The organism is Nocardia sp. 852002-20019_SCH5090214 (assembly GCF_001665865.1).
Classification (GTDB): Bacteria; Actinomycetota; Actinomycetes; order Mycobacteriales; family Mycobacteriaceae; genus Nocardia; species Nocardia nova.
In genome coordinates, this window is the sequence record NZ_LZMK01000402.1 from 24,656 (window position 1) to 43,172 (window position 18,517).

Consider the following 18,517-nt stretch of genomic DNA (forward strand, 5'->3'; position numbering starts at 1 on the left):
ATCAGCTGGCATCCGGTGGGAAACCGGAACAGAGCGGCCGATACCTGCCTGAAACCACGAATAATCGACTGGCTGGCTAACGCAGGCTTTCCCGGCGGGACGCACAGGCCGAAGGGCGGCCGGAGGCTCGGGGGTGTGGGATGCGGTGCTGACTGCCCGTCGGCGTGCGAGGCTCGCCCGGCGACCGACCTTCCGCAAAAATTCCTGGGTGTTTAGCCGTCGAAGCGAGTGGGTAACCACAGTCCAACCCGGAATATACGCAGGTCAGAGTGGTAAAGCGCCCCCGGCAGGAATCGAACCTGCGACCTAGGGATTAGAAGGCCCTTGCTCTATCCAACTGAGCTACGGAGGCATGGCAGTACCAAACACCATGCCCGGTTTAGGGCAGCGTGTCCAGCGAGTTGATTATAGCGAGCGTCCAGATCGGTGCTGGTCATCGACAACGCCGTGGACGACTGTCGCCCTCGTCACAGCGAGCGGGGCGGATTCGGGCCGGGAAGGCTGTGAGGTGGGCCGCCAACTACGCTGAATAGTATGTCGTCACCGCAGGACCCGCCCGTCGAAGCCGACCCCCAGGCCGTGCGGCCGGAGGCGACGGCGTTCCCGGTGCTGGCGGTGGTGGCGGTAGGTCTGACCGCGCTGGTCGCGCCGATCGTGGTGAGTCTGTCCGCGGCGCAGGCGCTGACTCTGCTCGGCATTCCCGACCCCGGCCCGCTGACTACCTACGGCCTGCCCGCAGTGCGGGCGGTGGCCGATTTCTCGGCCGCGATCGCGGTCGGGTCGCTGCTGTTCGCGGCCTTCCTGTGCCCACCGCAGCGCGATGGTCTGCTCGATGTCGGCGGTTACCGGGCCCTGCGTCGCGCCGGGATCGCGGCGCTGGCCTGGGCGGTGACCTCGGCTCTGCTGGTGCCGTTGACGCTGTCGGACACCACCGGCCAGCCCGTGCGCTCGGTGTTGCGGCCCGATCAGATCTGGCATGCCATCGGCAAGGTCGATGTCGCGGGATCCTGGCGCGCCACCGCGATCATGGCGATTCTGCTCGCCATCGGCTGCCGGCTGGCCTTGCGCTGGGGCTGGACACCCGTATTGTTCGCCTGGTCGCTGCTGTGCCTGATTCCGGTTGCGCTGACCGGACATTCGTCGTCGGGTGGCGCCCACGATGTGGCGACGAACAGCCTGATCCTGCATCTGGTCGGCATGGCCGTGTGGGTCGGCGGACTGTTCGCGGTCCTCGCCTATGCCATGCGCGGTGGAAAGTACACCGGTCTCGCCGCACGACGATTCTCCCTGGTGGCGACGTGCGCGTTCGCGGTCGTCGCGGTGTCGGGTGTGCTCAACGCCTGGGTGCGGGTGCCGTGGGACGAACTGTTCACCACCACCTACGGCCGGTTGGTGATCGCGAAAACGGTCGCACTCTGCCTGCTCGGTGTCGCCGGATTCCTCCAGCGCCGCCGCGCCCTTCCGGCGCTGGCGGACAATCCCCGCGACCGCTCGGCCTTGATCAGTTACGCCGGAGTCGAGATCTTGATCTTCGCGGCCACGATCGGCCTGGCTGTCGGGCTCGGCCGCACCCCGCCGCCGGATCTCAAACGGGTGCCCTCGCCCGCGGAGGTCGAACTCGGCTACAACCTCGCCGGGCCGCCGACCGTCGGCCGCATCCTGTTCGACTGGCGCTTCGACATCATGTTCGGCACCCTCGCCATCGTGCTGGCGGTGCTGTATCTGGTGGGCGTGCGGCGCCTGCGCGCACGTGGCGACGCCTGGCCGGTGGGGCGGACCGTGGCGTGGCTGTGCGGTTGTGCGGTGCTGCTGATCGCGACGAGTTCCGGGGTGGGCCGGTACGCCCCGGCCATGTTCAGCGTGCATATGGCCCAGCACATGCTGCTGTCGATGCTCGCGCCGGTGCTGTTCGCACTCGGGGGCCCGGTGCTGCTGGCTCTGCGCGCCCTGCCCGCCGCCGGCCGCGACGCACCGCCCGGGCCGCGGGAATGGGTGCTGGCCGCGGTACACAACCCGGTCTCGCGTTTCCTGACCCAGCCGGCTGTCGCTGCGGCGTTGTTCATCCTCGGCTTCTACGCGCTGTATCTGGGCGGCATCTTCGATGCGGTGGTCGGCGAGCACGGCGCCCATCTGGCCATGAATCTGCACTTCCTGGTGTCGGGCTACCTGTTCTACTGGGTCGTTCTCGGTATCGACCCCAAACCGCGCCAGGTCCAGCCGCTCACGAAGGTCGGCATGGTGTTCGGATCGCTTCCGTTCCACGCCTTCTTCGGCGTCGCGCTGATGAGCATGACCACGGTGATGGGCGAGTGGTTCTATCGCGGGCTCGGATTGAGCTGGAACACCGATCTGCTCGGCGATCAGCGCACCGGCGGCGGGCTGGCCTGGGCCAGCGGTGAGATTCCGCTGGTCCTGGTGATGCTGGCGCTGCTGGTGCAGTGGTCGCGCAGCGACAACCGCACGGCCAAGCGCTTCGACCGGGCCGCCGAGCGCGACCACGACGCCGCCCTCGCCGCGCACAACGCCATGTTCGCCGAACTGGCCAAACGTGACCGCGAGGTGAAACCGTGACCGAGGCGCCCGCGCAGATTCCGCGCCTTTTTCGCGCCGATATCCGGGCCGCCCGCGAGCGGCTGGGTAACGACGTGCGGGTCACGCCCGTATTCCACACCGAGGTGGCCGGTCCCGAGGGGCCGGTCAAGGTCACTCTGAAGCTCGAACATCTGCAGTACGGCGGCACGTTCAAGGTGCGGGGCAGCCTCAACGCGCTGCTGCAGTCGGAGGACGACGGCCGGCCGGTGGTGATCGCCTCCGGTGGCAATGCGGGGATCGCCGCGGCGCTGGCCTGCGCGTTGCGCGGCCGCGCCTGTACCGTCGTCGTCCCGGAAACCGCACCGCACACCAAGGTCGCGGCGATGTGGGGATACGGCGCGGAAGTGCTGTGGCACGGAACGACCTATGCCGAATCCAAACGCCACGCCGACGCGGTGACCGCGGAGCGGAACGCGCTGCAACTGCACGCCTACGATCTGCCGGCGGTGGTTGCCGGGGCCGGTGTGGTGGGGCTCGAGATCGAGCGTCAGGTGCGCGGACGGCCGCCGGTGCTGATGGCGGTCGGCGGCGGGGGCCTGATGGCCGGTATCGCGATCGCGCTCGGCCCGCGCTCACGAGTGATCGGCGTCGAACCCAAGGGCGCGCCGACGCTGTACGCGGCGCTGTCGGCGGGGCGCCCGGTCGATGTGCCGGTCGACAGCATCGCGGCGGATGCGCTGGGCGCCAGCAGGATCGGCGATATCGCGCTCGATACCGCGATTCGCTACGGCGTCGGCTCGGTCCTGGTGGGCGACGACGCGATCGCGATGGCACGCGAATATCTGTGGCGGGAATTCCGGCTGGTCGTGGAGCCGGCGGGCGCGGTCGCCCTGGCCGCGGTACAGAGTGGGGCCTATGTCCCGGAGCCCGGCGAGCGGCCGGTGATCGTGCTGTGCGGCGCCAATACGGACGTGAGCAACCTCTGACCACGTGGACTCCGGAACGGGGCCTGTTCACACCCAGGCGAGTTGTCCACATATTCGCATCCGGGGCTGGTGAGGCGTCGCGGCATCGGCGACGCTGAGTAGGTCACGTCGGCCGAGGGCGCCGCGGACGGGGGCGCAGTCGAATCGCGAAGGGGACAACCATGTACGAGGCGAATACCGCCGTTATCGGCACCGTCGTCACACATCCCGTACGGCGGAGCCTGCCGGGTGGTGAACAGGTGATCAGCTTTCGGATGGCCAGCAATGCTCGCCGCTTCGATCGCGATACCGGCGGATGGGTGGACAGCGGCACCCTGTTTCTGACGGTGACCTGCTGGCGCCGCCTGGTGGAGGGGGTCGACGCGTCCATCCGTCGAGGGGATCCGATCATCGCCTACGGTCAGCTGCGCACCAACGAGTACCGGACCAGGGAAGGTGTGCAACGCCACGATCTCGAGATGCGAGCCGCCGCGCTGGGGCCCGACCTGGGCCGCTGTGCCGCTCCGGTGCTGCGGCGGGGCGGCGCCCGGAACTCCGGCCCGGACCTACACGTTGTCCCCGAAGGGGACGACGCGGTGCCACAGGCGCCGCCGGGCGAGTCCGGACCTGCCACGGGCGAGGGATCGACTACGGTCGAGCCGGTCTCCGCGGCGGCCGCCGACGCCGGATGACTACCGTTACCTCTGCTCCGCTCGCGCGGTCCTCCGTTTCGACCCACTGGTTCCGACACCGATAGGCTTTCCTACATGGCTGAGTTCATTTACCAGATGAAGAAAGTTCGCAAGGCGCATGGCGACAAGGTCGTCCTCGACGATGTGACCTTGAACTTCCTTCCGGGCGCCAAAATCGGCGTCGTCGGTCCGAACGGCGCCGGTAAATCGAGCGTGCTGAAGATCATGGCCGGACTGGACCAGCCGAACAACGGTGACGCCTTCCTGGCGCCCGGAGCCACGGTCGGCATCCTGCAGCAGGAGCCGCCGCTGAACGAGGAGAAGACCGTCCGCGGCAACGTGGAGGAAGGCCTCGGCGAGATCAAGGTGAAGCTGGACCGCTTCAACGAGATCGCCGAACTCATGGCCACCGACTACTCCGACGAGCTCATGGATGAAATGGGCAAGCTGCAGGAGGACCTGGACCACGCCGACGCGTGGGATATCGACTCCCAGCTCGAGCAGGCCATGGACGCACTGCGCTGCCCGCCGCCGGACGAGCCGGTCGGCAACCTCTCCGGCGGTGAGCGCCGCCGGGTGGCGCTGTGCAAGCTGTTGCTGAGCAAGCCTGATCTGCTGCTGCTCGACGAGCCCACCAACCACCTCGACGCCGAGAGCGTCAACTGGCTCGAACAGCATCTGGCCCAGTACCAGGGTGCGGTCCTCGCGGTCACGCACGACCGGTACTTCCTGGACAATGTCGCCGGCTGGATCCTCGAGCTCGACCGCGGCCGGGCCTACCCCTACGAGGGCAACTACTCCACCTACCTGGAGAAGAAGGCCGAGCGACTCGAGGTTCAGGGCAAGAAGGACCAGAAGCTGCAGAAGCGGCTCAAGGAGGAGCTGGCCTGGGTGCGTTCGGGCGCCAAGGCTCGCCAGGCCAAGAACAAGGCCCGCCTCGGTCGCTACGAGGAGATGGCCGCCGAAGCGGAGAAGATGCGCAAGCTGGACTTCGAGGAGATCCAGATTCCGCACGGCCCGCGCCTGGGCAATGTGGTGGTCGAGGTCGAGCACCTGGACAAGGGGTTCGGCGACCGGCAGCTGATCAAGGATCTGTCGTTCACCCTGCCGCGCAACGGCATCGTCGGCGTGATCGGCCCGAACGGTGTCGGTAAGTCGACGCTGTTCAAGACGATCGTCGGACTCGAGCAGCCCGACAGCGGCGAGGTCAAGGTCGGCGACACGGTGAAGCTGAGCTATGTCGACCAGAACCGCGCCGGCATCGACCCGAAGAAGACGGTCTGGCAGGTGGTCTCCGACGGGCTCGACTACATCGAGGTCGGCAATCAGGAGATGCCTTCGCGCGCTTATGTTTCCGCCTTCGGCTTCAAGGGCCCGGATCAGCAGAAGCCGGCCGGTGTGCTGTCCGGTGGTGAACGCAACCGCCTGAACCTGGCGCTGACCCTCAAGCAGGGCGGCAACCTGATCCTGCTCGACGAGCCCACCAACGACCTCGATGTGGAGACTCTCGGCTCGCTGGAGAACGCGCTGGAGAACTTCCCCGGCTGCGCCGTCGTCATCTCCCACGACCGGTGGTTCCTCGACCGCACGTGTACCCACATCCTCGCGTGGGAGGGCGACGACTCGAATCCGGCCAAGTGGTTCTGGTTCGAGGGCAACTTCGAGGCATACGAGGCCAACAAGGTCGAGCGCCTGGGCCCGGAGGCGGCCCGTCCGCACCGCGTTACTCACCGTAAGCTGACTCGCGACTGACCTTTCGGCTCGCGCAGTCGACCGACCACCCGGACGTGCGTCAATCTCTCAGGGGCGCAACGTCATCGCGGCCTACCCGGGTCTCGGCGTAGGCTGCGAACACGGGCGTACCAACCGGCCCGTTCGAGGTAGCTGAGCGTCGCCGAGGGTTTAGAAGGAATACACCCCGGCGCCTCGGCTACCCAGCTACTCTCGACCCCGGCGTCACTTTGTTGCGGAACCGAATCCGAGGGAGTTGGCGAAAAAAATGACGGTCTCGTCCGAATTGTCCAGTAAAGCGTGGGCGGAGAGTCTGCCGGAGCCGCTGCGGGGAGAACTCGCAACGCTCGAATCGGCGTACTTCCGTCACGTGGATGCCGGCGATGTGGACTGTGCGATCACCGGAAGTTCGGCGCTGGTCTTCCGAAGGCATCTCGAACTGGGCCTGCAACGTCCCCCGGGCGCGGCGCGCGTGCGGGTGTACCACCCCGACGACGGCAGCGGCATCGGGGCGGCGGTGCAACTGGTCACCGACGATATGCGTCTGCTCGTCGAATCGGTGGCTTCGGCCCTGACCCGGATCGGCGCCACCGTCAGCGAAGTGATCCATCCGATCTTCGAGGTGATGCGCGACGACGAGGGACGGCTGCATTCCGCGGCCCCGCACGAGGTCGACGGCAACGGTGTCACCGGCTTGCGCGAATCCTGGATTCACGTGCAGCTGCATCCGTCCACGAGCCGCGACGTCCTCGAGCGCATCGAGGCCGAGGTGCCCGATGTGCTCACCGACGTACGTCAGGTCATCGGCGATACCGAAGCGATGCGGGCGGTGCAGGATCGCCTCGCCCGCGAGCTGATCCGGACCGCGGATGCGGGATCCTCGCCGTACCCGGTCACGGACCTGGTGGACTGCGCGCATCTGCTCCGCTGGCTGGCAGACGGGCATTTCACCCTCCTCGGCTACGCCCGCTTCCAGCGTCGCCCCGCGACCGGTGCGGAAGCGAAATCCGTTGTCGTGCCGGACAGTTGCCTCGGTGTCCTGCGACCCAACGTCGGGACCGACTTCCAGGTTCCGGGCGACGGCGGCCGGCGTCCGCTGCTGATGCTCACCCAGGGGCTGGTCCCGGCGACGGTGCACCGCTCGGTCTATCCGTATTTCATCGGTGTCGCGGAAACCGACGCCTCGGGCACGGTCGTCGGCGAACATCTGTTCATCGGTGTGTTCACCGTCGCCGCCCTGCACGAGAACGTGCTCGATATTCCGGTGATCGCGCGCCGGGTGCGCACCGTGATCGAACAATGCGGATTCGATCTCGAATCGTTCTCGGGCCAGGCGATGCTCGAGGTGATCCAGTCCTTCCCACGTACGGAGTTGTTCTCCTCGGATATCGACACGATGCGGCGGACCGCCAGCGCCGTGCTCAGCGTGGGCATGCGTCGACAGGTGCGGCTGTTCCTCCGCCAGGATTCCTACGGTCGTTTCGTGGCCGCCATGGTGTATTTGCCGCGCGACCGCTACACCACCCGGGTTCGGCTCGAGATCCAGGACATCCTGGTTCGCGAGTTGGGCGGTGTATCGATCGACTACTCGGCGCGCGTGTCCGAAAACGAGCTCGCCAGCGTGTACTTCACCGTGCATCTGCCCGAACCGGGCACTCGGGTCGATACCTCCGAGGCCAACCGGTTGCGGATTCAGAATATGCTCGCCGAGGCCAGCCGCACCTGGGACGATCATCTGCGCGACGAGGTGGCTCGGTCCACCGTGCTGGATCCCGCTGTCGTGCAACGGTATGCGGCCGCACTGCCCGACGGGTACAAGGAGGATTTCGGACCTTCCCGGGCGCTGGCCGACATCGTGCGGCTGGAGCGCCTCGCCGGCGAGACCATCGATCAGCATCTGTATCGCAGGCCGGACGCCGCGCCCGGGTCATGGCGATTCACTCTGTACGTCGGCAGCGGTATTTCGCTGAGCCAGGTGTTGCCACTGTTGCAGAGCCTGGGCGTCGAGGTGGTCGACGAACGGCCCTACGAGGTCGAATTCGGCGACGGCCGGAGGGCGTGGATCTACGATTTCGGTTTGCAGGCCCGACCCGACCTGCTGCGAATGTCGTTGGACCGCAACATGGATGCGGAGCTGGTGGAAACCGCCGACCGGCTCGATCTCCTCGACGCGCAGGAACGTGGATTACGCGAGCGCTTCACCGAGGCGTTCGACGCCCTCTGGCACGGCCGGGCGGAAAGCGATCCCCTCAACGAGTTGGTGTTACGGGCCGGACTGCAGTGGCGGTCGGTGTCGATTCTGCGCGCCTATTCGAAGTACTTGCAGCAGGCGGACTTTCCGTACAGTCAGGCCAATATCGCTCGCGTTCTGCTCGCCTCGCCGGATATCGCGCAGCTGTTCGTCGGACTGTTCGAGGCCATGTTCGATCCCGATTCGGCCTCCGCGGATCGTGCGGACGAGCTGCGTGCGGCAGTGCGGGAACGGATCAACGAGGTCGTGAGCCTGGATGCCGACCGCATTCTGCGTGCCATCCTCGGTGTCGTCACCGCCACGCTGCGTACCAACTACTACGTCGTCGACGCCGACGGGTTGCCGCGTGACTACCTGTCGCTGAAGGTCGAGCCGCACGCGATTTCGGAGCTCCCGCGGCCGCGGCCGCAGTTCGAGATCTTCGTATATTCCCCGCGGGTCGAGGGCGTCCATCTACGTTTCGGCCCGGTGGCGCGTGGTGGTTTGCGGTGGTCGGATCGCCTGGAGGATTTCCGGACCGAGATTCTGGGTCTGGTGAAGGCGCAGGCGGTGAAGAACGCGGTGATCGTGCCGGTCGGCGCCAAGGGCGGGTTCGTGGTGAAACGCCCGCCGGCGCCCAGTGGCGATCCGGCAACCGACCGCCAGGCCCTGCAGGGCGAAGGAGTGGAGTGCTATCGCACCTTCATCAGCGGTCTGCTGGACGTGACCGACAATGTCGATCACGCCAGCGGTGAGGTGATTCCGCCGGCGCGGGTGGTGCGCCGCGACGGTGACGACACCTATCTGGTGGTCGCGGCGGACAAGGGGACTGCGACATTCTCCGATATCGCCAACGACGTCGCCAAGAAATACGGTTTCTGGTTGGGTGATGCGTTCGCGTCGGGTGGTTCGGCGGGGTATGACCACAAGGCGATGGGGATTACCGCGAAGGGTGCGTGGGAGAGTGTCAAGCGGCATTTCGCGGAGATGAATGTCGATACCCAGCGTGAGGAGTTCACGGTGGTGGGTGTCGGGGATATGTCGGGGGATGTGTTCGGTAACGGGATGTTGTTGTCGGAGCATATTCGGTTGGTGGCGGCGTTCGATCATCGGCATATTTTCATCGATCCGGATCCGGTGGCGGGGGTGTCGTTCGCGGAGCGGAAGCGGTTGTTCGGGTTGGCGCGGTCGTCGTGGGCGGATTACGACACCTCGCTGATCAGCGAGGGCGGCGGCGTCTGGGATCGCACCGTGAAGGCCGTACCGGTGAGCCCGCAGATCCGGCGCGCCCTCGGTCTCGACGAGGACGTCGTATACCTGTCTCCGCCGGACATGATCCGGGCCATTCTGCGGGCACCGGTGCAATTGCTGTGGAACGGTGGAATCGGTACCTACATCAAGGCGAGTACGGAATCGAACGGCGATGTCGGCGACAAGTCCAATGACGCGGTGCGCGTGAATGCGAGCGATCTGCGCGTGCGCGTCATCGGGGAGGGCGGCAATCTCGGCGTCACCGCTCTGGGACGCATCGAATTCTGCAAACTCGGTGGCAAATGCAATACCGACGCCCTCGACAATTCCGCCGGAGTCGACTGCTCGGACCACGAGGTCAATATCAAGGTGCTGCTGGACGGGGTCGTCTCCGCCGGCGAACTGCCGGTCGGCGACCGCAATCCGCTGCTGGCCTCGATGACCGACGACGTATCGGAAATGGTGTTGCGGGACAACGTCTCCCAGAACTTCCTGATGGGGATGTCGCGCACCGAGGCGCCGCGCATGCTCAACGTGCACATGCGGGTGATCGAGGACCTGGAACAGCGGCGGGGTCTGGATCGGGAACTGGAGGCTCTGCCCTCCACGAAGGAACTCGCGCGCCGTGCCGAGGCGGGGACCGGTCTCACCTCGCCGGAACTGGCGAATCTCCTGGCGCATGTGAAGTTGTCGCTGAAGGCCGATCTGCTCGACAGCGATCTGCCCGACAGCGCGTATTTCGCCGCCCGGTTGCCGAAGTACTTCCCGGCAGCGCTGCGGCAGCGATTCGGCGGTGCCATCAAACGCCACCGGCTGCGCCGCGAGATCGTCACCACCATGGTGGTGAACGAGATGGTCGACCTCGGCGGCATCACCTACGCGCACCGGCTCAACGAGGAAATCGGCGCCAGCGCAACGGATGTGGTGCGCGCCTTCGCGGCCACCAGCCAGATCTTCGACCTCCATTCGCTGTGGGAGCGCATTCGCGCGGCCGACGTGCCGACGGCGGTGAAGGACGAATTGGAGCTGGAAACCAAGCGGACCCTCGACCGTGCGTCGCGCTGGCTGCTGAGCAACCGCCCGCAGCCGGTCGCGGTCGGTGCGGAAATCCACCGCTACAGCGGTCCGGTGCGCGAACTCGCGCCGAAGGTTCCGGGGTGGTTGCGCGGCCATCACCTCGACACGCTGTCCGAAGCTTCGGCCAAGATCGTCTCGCGTGGCGTACCGGAGGACCTCGCCACCGAGGTCTTCGGTCTGCTCAACCTGTTCCCGCTGCTCGATGTCGTCGATATCGCGGATATCACCGACCGCAGTGGCGAGGAGGTCGGCGCCCTCTACTACGCGCTCAACGAGCACCTCAAGATCGACTGGCTGCTGCAGGCCGTCAGCCATCTCGAGCGCGGTGATCGCTGGCACGCGCTGGCCCGGCTCGCCCTGCGCGACGATATGTACGGGTCACTGCGGTCGCTCACCCTGGACGTGCTGTCCGCCGGCGATCCCGAGGAGACCGCGGAGGAGAAGATCGCGTACTGGGAGTCGAAGAACCAATCCCGGCTCGGCCGCGCGCGAGCGGCGCTGTCGGAATTGTTCGCCTCCGGAGCGCACGACCTGGCGACCCTCTCGGTGGCGGCGCGGCAGGTCCGCAGCATGGTCAGCGGGGTGGGGGCCCAGTCGGAGGTGCCTCGCTGATCGGCGGTTGCGCCGCGAACTGCATACTTGTTAGCCGAAGCGGTCCCGGCGCGGAGCCGGACGCCACTTCGGCTTGCTCGACCGCCCGCGCCGGCACCGCCACACGATGCGCGCGGGACGGTAATCCGATCGGAGGTGAACAGCGTGACCAGTGTCGGCTCGGTGAACGGAGCCCCCAGAGCGGGAGGCACCGTCGTCCTGCCCAAACGTTTTCACGCGAAGGTCGATGTCCGATGGTCGGATATGGACGTCTTCCAGCACATCAACCATGCCCGCATGGTGACGCTGCTCGAGGAGGCGCGGATTCCGTGGCTGTTCGAGGGGGAGCGGCCCACTGCCGGGCTGCGTACCGGCTGTGTGCTGGCAGATCTGCACGTCCGCTACCGCGGCCAGCTCCGGCACGAGGACACCCCGCTGGATGTGGCGATGTGGATCGAACAGCTGCGCGCGGTGGATTTCACCATCGGCTACGAGGTCCGCGCGAACGGCGTGGCACTGGATTCACCGCCGGCCGTCGTCGCCACCACGCAGATCGCGGCCTTCGATATCGACACCCAGCGGCTGCGCCGGCTCACCGACGACGAACGGGACTATCTGAGCCTGTGGCGGGCCGAATAGCGGCGACGACACTCACGGACGACATCGGTTCGATGCTGCGCATATCCGATCCCGCCGAGCGGGAGAATCTCGCAACCTTTCTCACCCACGCGATCCGCCTGGATCCGGCTGCCGTCGTGCGGCTGCATCGCCGCGGCGATCGCTACGTCACCGCCTGGACGGCCACCGGATTCGAGGTACTGGCCGCGCGCACGGTGGTCGGCGAACTGGACGTCGCGGACGTCACCGTCGCCGGCGACGCCGCGTTGTCGGGACTCGAGCGGCCCGGCGCCGACGGGCGCATCGAGGTGGGGTATTCGATGGATTCGGCCTGGCGCACCGCCCTGCCGCCTGCTGTGGGCTTCGCCCATATCGACGATGTTCCGGCCCGGAGCCTGGTCGAACTCGCCGAACGCGGCGCGCAGGTGGCCGCCGAACACAGTGGCGGGCAGGGCCCACCGGCCTCGCTGCTGGAGCAGACGGTGCTGACCGTCACCGGCGGCGACGAGCGGGTCGAGGTGCCGATGCGAGTCGTCTTCGCGCTCACCGCAATGGATTTCATTCCGCACGCCGGAGGCGAAGCAGACTCTCGGCGCATCGCGCCCAGCGAGACCGTGCGGGTGCGCGCCACCCGCACCTGGCTGCGGCTGGACGCCCGGTACGGCTCGGTCGCCCGTCGTCGCAGCGGGCCGCTGCTGGCCGGGTGACCGGCGCCGCATCGTTCACTTTCCTTCCGCCACAGCGGTTTTCCACCACGCGACCGTTCCGGCCGCGACCTCCGGCAGCGGTGTCGGTGCCAGGCCGAGCAGTCGTTCACTGTCCGTGGAATCGAGCCGGAAGGGCCGCTCGAACTGGTAGTTCATCTCCGCCAGCTCCCGCATCATCGAGCTCACGACGCCGGCCGTGCGCAGCGTCCAGCCGGGCAGCGCAACAACTTTCGGCATCGGCATCCGAGCCGCCTCGGCCAGTGCGGCGACCAGTTCGCGCATCGTGACGGCAGGGGCGGTCGGCGCGTGCAGGAAGGTGTTCCACACGGAGCTGTCCGCGGCCGCCCGGATCATGGCGGCGGCGAGATCGGGCATATAGGTGAACGAATGCGGCAGATCGGCCTTGCCGAAGATCTGAACGGTCTTGCCCGCCAAGATATTCGGCACCATGCGGTCACCGGCATGCGAGGTCCGCACATGCGGCCCGATGAAATCGGAGGCCGCCACACTGACCGTCGGCGTCGGCGACGCTTCGCGGGCGCGCAGGAGTTGCACGCGGATCGCCGGCTTGCCGAAATCGGCGGTGCGCGGCATATCTTCGGTCATCGGCCGGTCGACCGGGCCGTAGGAGTACAGGCTCTCCGGAAACACCACGACCGCGCCCGCGCGTCCGGCGACGTCCAGGATCGTCTGTTCGGCGCCGGGCAGTTCCGCCCGCCAAGTCCGTGCGGAGTATCGCGAGGCGTGGATGCAGTGGTAGATCGCGGTGGCGCCGTCGACCGCGGCGGCGAGCTGGTGCCGATCGTTGACGTCCACCGGGCGCCGCTCGATGAGCGGATGATCCGGACCGCTGCCCGACCGGGTCAGGATGCGGACCGTCACGCCGGTGGCGGCGAGTTGTTCGGCGATCGTGGTGCCGACGGGTCCGGCTCCGGTGACCACATGCAGATCCGACATTGTGGGCTCCAATCACTTCAGTGAGCACTGCTCTTGAGTTCATGGACGAGTCTGCCCTATGTCCGTAGAGAAATCAAGAGCGGCGCTCACTATTGTGATCGTTGCACCGCGAAAGGGTCAGGCAGCGCCCTCGCCCAAGTACTGCAACCACACCGGATCCAGATCCGACGTGGTCGACAGCAACCGCCAATGCGGCCCGGTCGGCGAGACCAGGGGGTGCATGAGCGTCCAGCCCAACTCGCTCAGGAGTTTGTCGGCCTTGCGGTGATTACAGGGAGCGCAGGAGGCTACGCAGTTCTCCCAGGAATGCGCGCCCCCACGACTACGTGGAATGACATGGTCGATGGTTTCGGCCTTTCCGCCGCAGTAGGCGCAGCGATAACGATCCCGATGCATCAGTGCCGCCCGGGTCATCGGGACCCGGGCGCGGTAGGGCACCCGCACGTAGCTGCGCAGCCGGATGACCGACGGCAGCGCGACCGAGGCGCCGGCGGAGTGGACGACCGGGCCCTCGGGATTGTGATGAACGGTATCGGCCTTGTCACAGACCAGCAGCACGATGGCCCGCCGGGCGGGCAGTGCGGTCAGTGGCTCGTAGGTGGCATTCAGAAGCAGCACCCGGTTCTTCACCCAGGCGGTAGCTGCGGATTCGGTATTTCGGTGCGCGATTGCACCCGGGGACGAACGTCCCGGTGACGAGGACGGATGTCCCGGAGAGGAATATGCGGAGAGGATATGCAGCGGAGTAGCCCCCGACCCACGATTGTGGACATCGGCGGGCTGGAGTTGTCGGTGCGTTCTCGCCTCGTGTGACCGGGCGCCGTGCCGCTGCTTCATTGATGGACCCCGAATTCTGCTAGGTCGGTTCGTGTGCTGATCGGCAGACACTGTCACCAAGTTGACCACGGAACGTGCCCGTGTGCACAGTGATTTCGGTGCCGAAATTCGGGCCGGGTACGCGGATCGCCGGTGGTCGACGCGGTGCGGCTCGGTATCCGATGCTCGGATACCGGTGTCGGAGGCGATTATCTGCCGTGTTGCCGTCCCTCCGGCGACCGTCGTCTGAACGTCGCGTGATCCGCCGGTGACCGTCGGGCGGCTCCCGCACGGGTGGGCCGTCCGCGGGCGGTGCGGGCACAATGGTGGGCGGATACGGGCAGGCGAGCAGATCGAGAGGGTCGATGACTTCCGGCGAACAGACGGCGACATCGTTCTACGAGGCGGTCGGCGGGGCGGAAACGTTCCGGCGGATCGTCGCGGCGTTCTATCGGGAGGTGGCCGCCGACGAAATCCTGCGGCCGATGTATCCGGAGCAGGACCTCGGCCCGGCCGAGCGCCGATTGCGCATGTTCCTCGAACAGTACTGGGGCGGCCCGCGCACCTATTCCGACGAACGCGGACATCCGCGGCTGCGCATGCGGCATATGCCGTTCAGTATCGGACCACTTCAGCGCGATGCGTGGTTGCGCTGCATGCATATCGCGATTGCCGAAATCGAGCCGGACGTTCTCGACGACGAACACCGGCGTGCGCTGCTCGACTACCTGGAGATGGCCGCGAATTCGCTGATGAATTCCCCGATGTGAGCCGAGCCGGGGACACGACTGTGACATCGTCATCGGCCGGGGAGCAGGCTGAGCTCGACGCGGCGGGGGTCGTCGCCGGGCACGCGGAGGAATCGACGCCGCCGTGGTGGCGTTCGGCGGTCTTCTATCAGATCTATCCGCGCTCGTTCGCCGATTCCTCCGGCGACGGGATCGGCGATCTCGCCGGCATCCGCGACCGGCTCGGCTATCTGGAACTGCTCGGCGTCGACGCACTGTGGATCTGTCCGGTGATGCGGTCGCCGATGGCCGACGGCGGGTACGACGTGAGCGATCCGCGCGATATCGATCCGCTCTTCGGTGACCTGGCGACGATGGACCGGCTGATCGCCGAGGCCCACGAACGCGGTATCCGGTTGACGATGGATCTGGTGCCCAACCACACCAGCGACCGCCACCCGTGGTTCGCCGCCGCGGTGGCGGCCGCACCCGGCAGTGCCGAGCGAGCCCGCTACATCTTCCGCGACGGTCGCGGGCCCGGCGGTGCGCAACCGCCCAACAACTGGCCCAGCATCTTCGGCGGGCCGGCGTGGACGCGCGTCACCGAGCCCGACGGGACGCCGGGACAGTGGTATCTGCATCTGTTCGCATCGGAACAACCGGATCTGAACTGGGACAATCCGGAGGTGGTCGCCGACTTCGAGCAGACCATGCGGTTCTGGCTCGATCTCGGCGTCGACGGCTTCCGCATCGATGTGGCGCACGGCATGGCCAAACCGCCCGGACTGCCCGATATGGATCCGGCCGTGGTGGCCGCGGTCGGCCTCTCCGCCGACCCGTCGGCGGTCCATACGCCGGACGCCGACGCGAAACTGCTGGTGCACGACGACAGCGATCCGCGCTTCAACAATCCGGGGGTCCACGACATCCACCGTCGGCTGCGCAAGGTGGTCGACGAGTATCCGGACGCGGTGTCGATCGGCGAGGTGTGGGTCGAGGACAACGTCCGCTTCGGCGAGTACGTGCGTCCGGACGAACTGCACCTCGCCTTCAATTTCCGGCTTGCCGAGACGCCGTTCGACGCGGTGAAAATTCGTGCGGCAGCGGAGAATTCGCTGGACTCGGTGGCGCAGGTCGGCGCCGTCCCGACCTGGACGCTGTCCAACCACGACATCGAGCGGGAGGTGACCCGCTACGGCGGCGGCGCGTCCGGCATCGCTCGCGCCCGGGCGATGATCATGGTCGAACTCGCGCTTCCGGGTGCGGTTTTCGTCTACAACGGCGCCGAACTGGGGCTGCCGAATGTCGACGACCTGCCCGAGGACGTGCTTGCCGACCCGGTCTGGGAACGCTCCGGGCACACCGAACGCGGGCGTGACGGCTGCCGGGTGCCGCTCCCATGGGAGGGGGTGCGTCCGCCCTTCGGATTCACCGAGGGCCCCGCCTCCTGGCTGCCCATTCCGCCGGAGTGGGCCGATCGCACCGTGGCGGCGCAACTCGAATCGCCCGCCTCGACGCTGTCGCTGTATCGGACCGCCCTCGGACTGCGCCGCACCCGAGACGAATTCGACGGCGATACCGTCGACTGGCTCGGCGGGCCGCCCGGCTGTCTCGTCTTCCGCCGGCCGGGCGGACTGATCTGTGTGCTCAACGCCTCCGCGGACCCGATCGCACTGCCGCCGGGCACGGTGCTGCTGACGAGCGTGCCGCTGCACGATGGCCTGCTCGCACCGGAGTCCGCGGCCTGGTTGGTGTGACACGACGGCTCGGCGCGGAGCGGCAAACCACGATCGTCTACCGTTGATCCGTGAGCATTCTCGAAACAGTGCTGATCTTTCTCGGCATCCCGCTGGTGATCTACGCGGTGATCGCCGGACTGTCGTTCCTCGGCAAACCGCTGCCCGGCGAGAAGCCGGTCCACTACGACCTCGGGAAGAAGTGGACCGCGGAGCCGGTGCTGTGGAGCGCGACCGATGAGGTGACCGCGTTCGGTCACGGTGTCGCTGAGTCGTCGCATGGGCACCATGCGGCCATCGAATCCACCGGGGCAGATCTGATCGGAGGCCGGGCAAGTGGCAACTTCTAATTGGCCTGTGGTGGACCCGTCCACCCTGCCGCACGGGTACGCCATCACCCCCAGCGGCCGGGTATCCGGCGTGCACGAAGCCGGTGACGTGTTCAAGGAAGCGCCGTTCAACGATCATGAGCGGCTGCTGATGGACAACACCCTCACCGAGGCGACCCGCACTACCAAGGTCCGGTTCAACATCTACATCGGCGATCTGGGCGTGGATGCCGCCGCCGGCGCCGACGCGGTGTTTCCGTCGACCCCCGAGGCGGCACGTTCGGTGCTCATCGCCGTCTCGCCCAACGACAAGGCGGTCGAGGTTCGTTCCGGTCGCGATGTCGCCGACCGCGTGAACGACCGGGTCTGCCAGCTGGGCGTCACCGCGGCGCTCGCGTCGCTGCGGCAGGGCCAGCTCATCGACGGAGTCGTCTCCGCCGTCCGCGTGATGGCGTCCGCGATAGGCCGCCCGAGCTGATTCGTTCGCACTGATCGGCACGCTCGCGCCGGTTCGCATCAGGGCCACGCACCCCTTCCCGGAACGACCGGGGAGGGGTGCGGCTGTATGCGGACGACCCGAAATACGCTGTGAGCGTAAGCGAGCGGTCCCGGCCCGCCGGTGGCCGTAGGCTCACCGCATGGCCGAGTATCCGCAACTGCATTCGATCCCCGGCGGACGTGACCTCGAGTCCCCGTCCTCGACCGGTGCGGACACTGCGGCAGAGTCCGCACCGCCGGCCGAAACCGATCCTCGACCGCAGCGAGACGTGCTGCGGTCGGTGCCGTCGCGCCCCGGGCGGCCTCGGGAGTCCCGCACCGCCCGGGAACCGCTGTGGCGTGAGGTACTCGGCGAACGGTTGCGCGAACTGCGCCACGACCACGGCGAGACGTTGACCGAAACGGCGAACCGAGCCGGGATTTCACCGCAGTATCTGTCGGAGATCGAACGCGGTCGCAAGGAACCTTCGAGCGAGATGATCGCCGCGCTCGCCGGTGCGCTCGGCACCACATTGGGCGAACTGACCGCGGAGATCGCCGCCGACCTGCTGCGTGCCACTCGCCTGGCGCCGGTACGCCCGCTGGCCGCCCGCCCACCGGCCGGCCCCACCATGTTCGCCCGCGCCGCCTGAGTCCGCGCCGCGCCGCACTGGGGACCGGCGAGCGCTCACCGCGATCCGGTCAGGTCCGGGCGCCGAGGATGGTGTCGGCCAAACCGTATTCCACCGCTGCCTGCGCGGTGAACACCCGGTCGCGATCGGTGTCGTGTCGTAGCGTCGCGACGTCCTGGCCCGTGTGGCGGGACAGGATCGTCTCGATTTCGGCGCGCATCCGGACGAGTTCGTCGGCCTGGATGATGAGATCGGGGATCGCTCCCTGTCCGCGGGTCGCCGGCTGATGCAGGACGGCGCGCGCATGCGGCAGCATCGCCCGCCGGCCCGCCGCGCCGCCGGCCAGCAGCACCGCGCCGACCGCGATGGCCTGGCCGACACACGTGGTCGCCACCGGAGACGAAATGTGCTGCATGGTGTCGTAGATCGCCAGCTTCGCCGACAGATC

General features: G+C 67.3%; 15 protein-coding genes and 1 tRNA gene. 12 read left to right on the top strand and 4 right to left on the bottom strand.

The features are described 5' to 3' along the window. Nucleotides 1-278 precede the first annotated feature (278 nt). Nucleotides 279-352 (bottom strand) — tRNA-Arg (locus tag A5780_RS33680). Nucleotides 353-534: 182 nt separating this feature from the next. Between A5780_RS33680 and A5780_RS33685 the strand changes: the two genes are divergently transcribed. From A5780_RS33685 to A5780_RS33715, 7 genes are all read left to right on the top strand, one after another. After that, nucleotides 535-2,571 (top strand): cytochrome c oxidase assembly protein, encoded by a 2,037-nt coding sequence (locus tag A5780_RS33685; protein ID WP_064911076.1) that lies wholly within the window; start codon nucleotides 535-537, stop codon nucleotides 2,569-2,571. Further along, nucleotides 2,568-3,518: a threonine/serine dehydratase gene (locus tag A5780_RS33690; RefSeq protein WP_082857341.1), complete on the top strand. Its 951-nt coding sequence runs from the start codon at nucleotides 2,568-2,570 to the stop codon at nucleotides 3,516-3,518. The genes A5780_RS33685 and A5780_RS33690 overlap by 4 nt, the downstream gene beginning before the upstream one ends. 161 nt (nucleotides 3,519-3,679) lie before the next feature. Next, nucleotides 3,680-4,189, top strand: coding sequence for a single-stranded DNA-binding protein (locus A5780_RS33695; protein WP_082857342.1), 510 nt, complete (start codon nucleotides 3,680-3,682; stop codon nucleotides 4,187-4,189). Nucleotides 4,190-4,264: 75 nt separating this feature from the next. Next, nucleotides 4,265-5,941, top strand: coding sequence for an energy-dependent translational throttle protein EttA (ettA, locus tag A5780_RS33700; RefSeq protein ID WP_030517883.1), 1,677 nt, complete (start codon nucleotides 4,265-4,267; stop codon nucleotides 5,939-5,941). 247 nt (nucleotides 5,942-6,188) lie between these two features. Next, nucleotides 6,189-11,090 (top strand): NAD-glutamate dehydrogenase, encoded by a 4,902-nt coding sequence (locus tag A5780_RS33705; protein ID WP_064911077.1) that lies wholly within the window; start codon nucleotides 6,189-6,191, stop codon nucleotides 11,088-11,090. Between the two features lie 243 nt (nucleotides 11,091-11,333). Further along, a complete protein-coding gene (locus tag A5780_RS33710; protein WP_051755158.1) occupies nucleotides 11,334-11,708 on the top strand; it encodes a thioesterase family protein in 375 nt (124 codons plus the stop codon). 32 nt (nucleotides 11,709-11,740) lie between these two features. Continuing rightward, nucleotides 11,741-12,394: a hypothetical protein gene (locus A5780_RS33715; RefSeq protein WP_063017531.1), complete on the top strand. Its 654-nt coding sequence runs from the start codon at nucleotides 11,741-11,743 to the stop codon at nucleotides 12,392-12,394. 15 nt (nucleotides 12,395-12,409) lie between these two features. Here the strand turns inward: A5780_RS33715 and A5780_RS33720 are convergent, their stop codons facing one another. After that, nucleotides 12,410-13,351, bottom strand: a complete 942-nt coding sequence (locus A5780_RS33720; protein ID WP_063017511.1) for an NAD-dependent epimerase/dehydratase family protein — start codon at nucleotides 13,349-13,351, stop codon at nucleotides 12,410-12,412. A 117-nt stretch (nucleotides 13,352-13,468) separates the two neighbouring features. Beyond that, complete coding sequence (locus A5780_RS33725; RefSeq protein ID WP_227462928.1) at nucleotides 13,469-14,188, bottom strand: HNH endonuclease; 720 nt, start codon at nucleotides 14,186-14,188, stop codon at nucleotides 13,469-13,471. A 344-nt stretch (nucleotides 14,189-14,532) separates the two neighbouring features. Between A5780_RS33725 and A5780_RS33730 the strand changes: the two genes are divergently transcribed. From A5780_RS33730 to A5780_RS33750, 5 genes are all read left to right on the top strand, one after another. Continuing rightward, on the top strand, nucleotides 14,533-14,937 hold the full coding sequence (locus A5780_RS33730) for a globin (protein WP_030512691.1): 405 nt from the start codon (nucleotides 14,533-14,535) through the stop codon (nucleotides 14,935-14,937). Nucleotides 14,938-15,068: 131 nt separating this feature from the next. Continuing rightward, nucleotides 15,069-16,652, top strand: a complete 1,584-nt coding sequence (locus A5780_RS33735; RefSeq protein ID WP_064911079.1) for a glycoside hydrolase family 13 protein — start codon at nucleotides 15,069-15,071, stop codon at nucleotides 16,650-16,652. Nucleotides 16,653-16,702: 50 nt separating this feature from the next. Beyond that, entirely contained in the window at nucleotides 16,703-16,981 is a 279-nt protein-coding gene (locus tag A5780_RS33740; protein ID WP_030512693.1) for a hypothetical protein, read from the top strand. Nucleotides 16,982-16,991: 10 nt separating this feature from the next. Beyond that, complete coding sequence (locus A5780_RS33745; protein ID WP_104364151.1) at nucleotides 16,992-17,438, top strand: DUF5130 domain-containing protein; 447 nt, start codon at nucleotides 16,992-16,994, stop codon at nucleotides 17,436-17,438. Nucleotides 17,439-17,598: 160 nt separating this feature from the next. Next, nucleotides 17,599-18,090, top strand: coding sequence for a helix-turn-helix transcriptional regulator (locus A5780_RS33750; protein ID WP_082857344.1), 492 nt, complete (start codon nucleotides 17,599-17,601; stop codon nucleotides 18,088-18,090). 49 nt (nucleotides 18,091-18,139) lie between these two features. Here the strand turns inward: A5780_RS33750 and A5780_RS33755 are convergent. Next, a partial coding sequence (locus A5780_RS33755; RefSeq protein WP_197521943.1) for a ClpP family protease occupies nucleotides 18,140-18,517 on the bottom strand: 378 nt, incomplete at its 5' end.

Bases quoted from the DNA above. Each gene is read 5' to 3' on its own strand.
- ettA (WP_030517883.1), top strand. From the start codon at position 4,265: ATGGCTGAGTTCATTTACCAGATGAAGAAAGTTCGCAAGGCGCATGGC.
- A5780_RS33725 (WP_227462928.1), bottom strand. From the start codon at position 14,188: ATGAAGCAGCGGCACGGCGCCCGGTCACACGAGGCGAGAACGCACCGA.
- A5780_RS33720 (WP_063017511.1), bottom strand. From the start codon at position 13,351: ATGTCGGATCTGCATGTGGTCACCGGAGCCGGACCCGTCGGCACCACG.
- A5780_RS33710 (WP_051755158.1), top strand. From the start codon at position 11,334: ATGGACGTCTTCCAGCACATCAACCATGCCCGCATGGTGACGCTGCTC.
- A5780_RS33730 (WP_030512691.1), top strand. From the start codon at position 14,533: ATGACTTCCGGCGAACAGACGGCGACATCGTTCTACGAGGCGGTCGGC.
- A5780_RS33685 (WP_064911076.1), top strand. From the start codon at position 535: ATGTCGTCACCGCAGGACCCGCCCGTCGAAGCCGACCCCCAGGCCGTG.
- A5780_RS33715 (WP_063017531.1), top strand. From the start codon at position 11,741: ATGCTGCGCATATCCGATCCCGCCGAGCGGGAGAATCTCGCAACCTTT.
- A5780_RS33705 (WP_064911077.1), top strand. From the start codon at position 6,189: ATGACGGTCTCGTCCGAATTGTCCAGTAAAGCGTGGGCGGAGAGTCTG.
- A5780_RS33750 (WP_082857344.1), top strand. From the start codon at position 17,599: ATGGCCGAGTATCCGCAACTGCATTCGATCCCCGGCGGACGTGACCTC.
- A5780_RS33695 (WP_082857342.1), top strand. From the start codon at position 3,680: ATGTACGAGGCGAATACCGCCGTTATCGGCACCGTCGTCACACATCCC.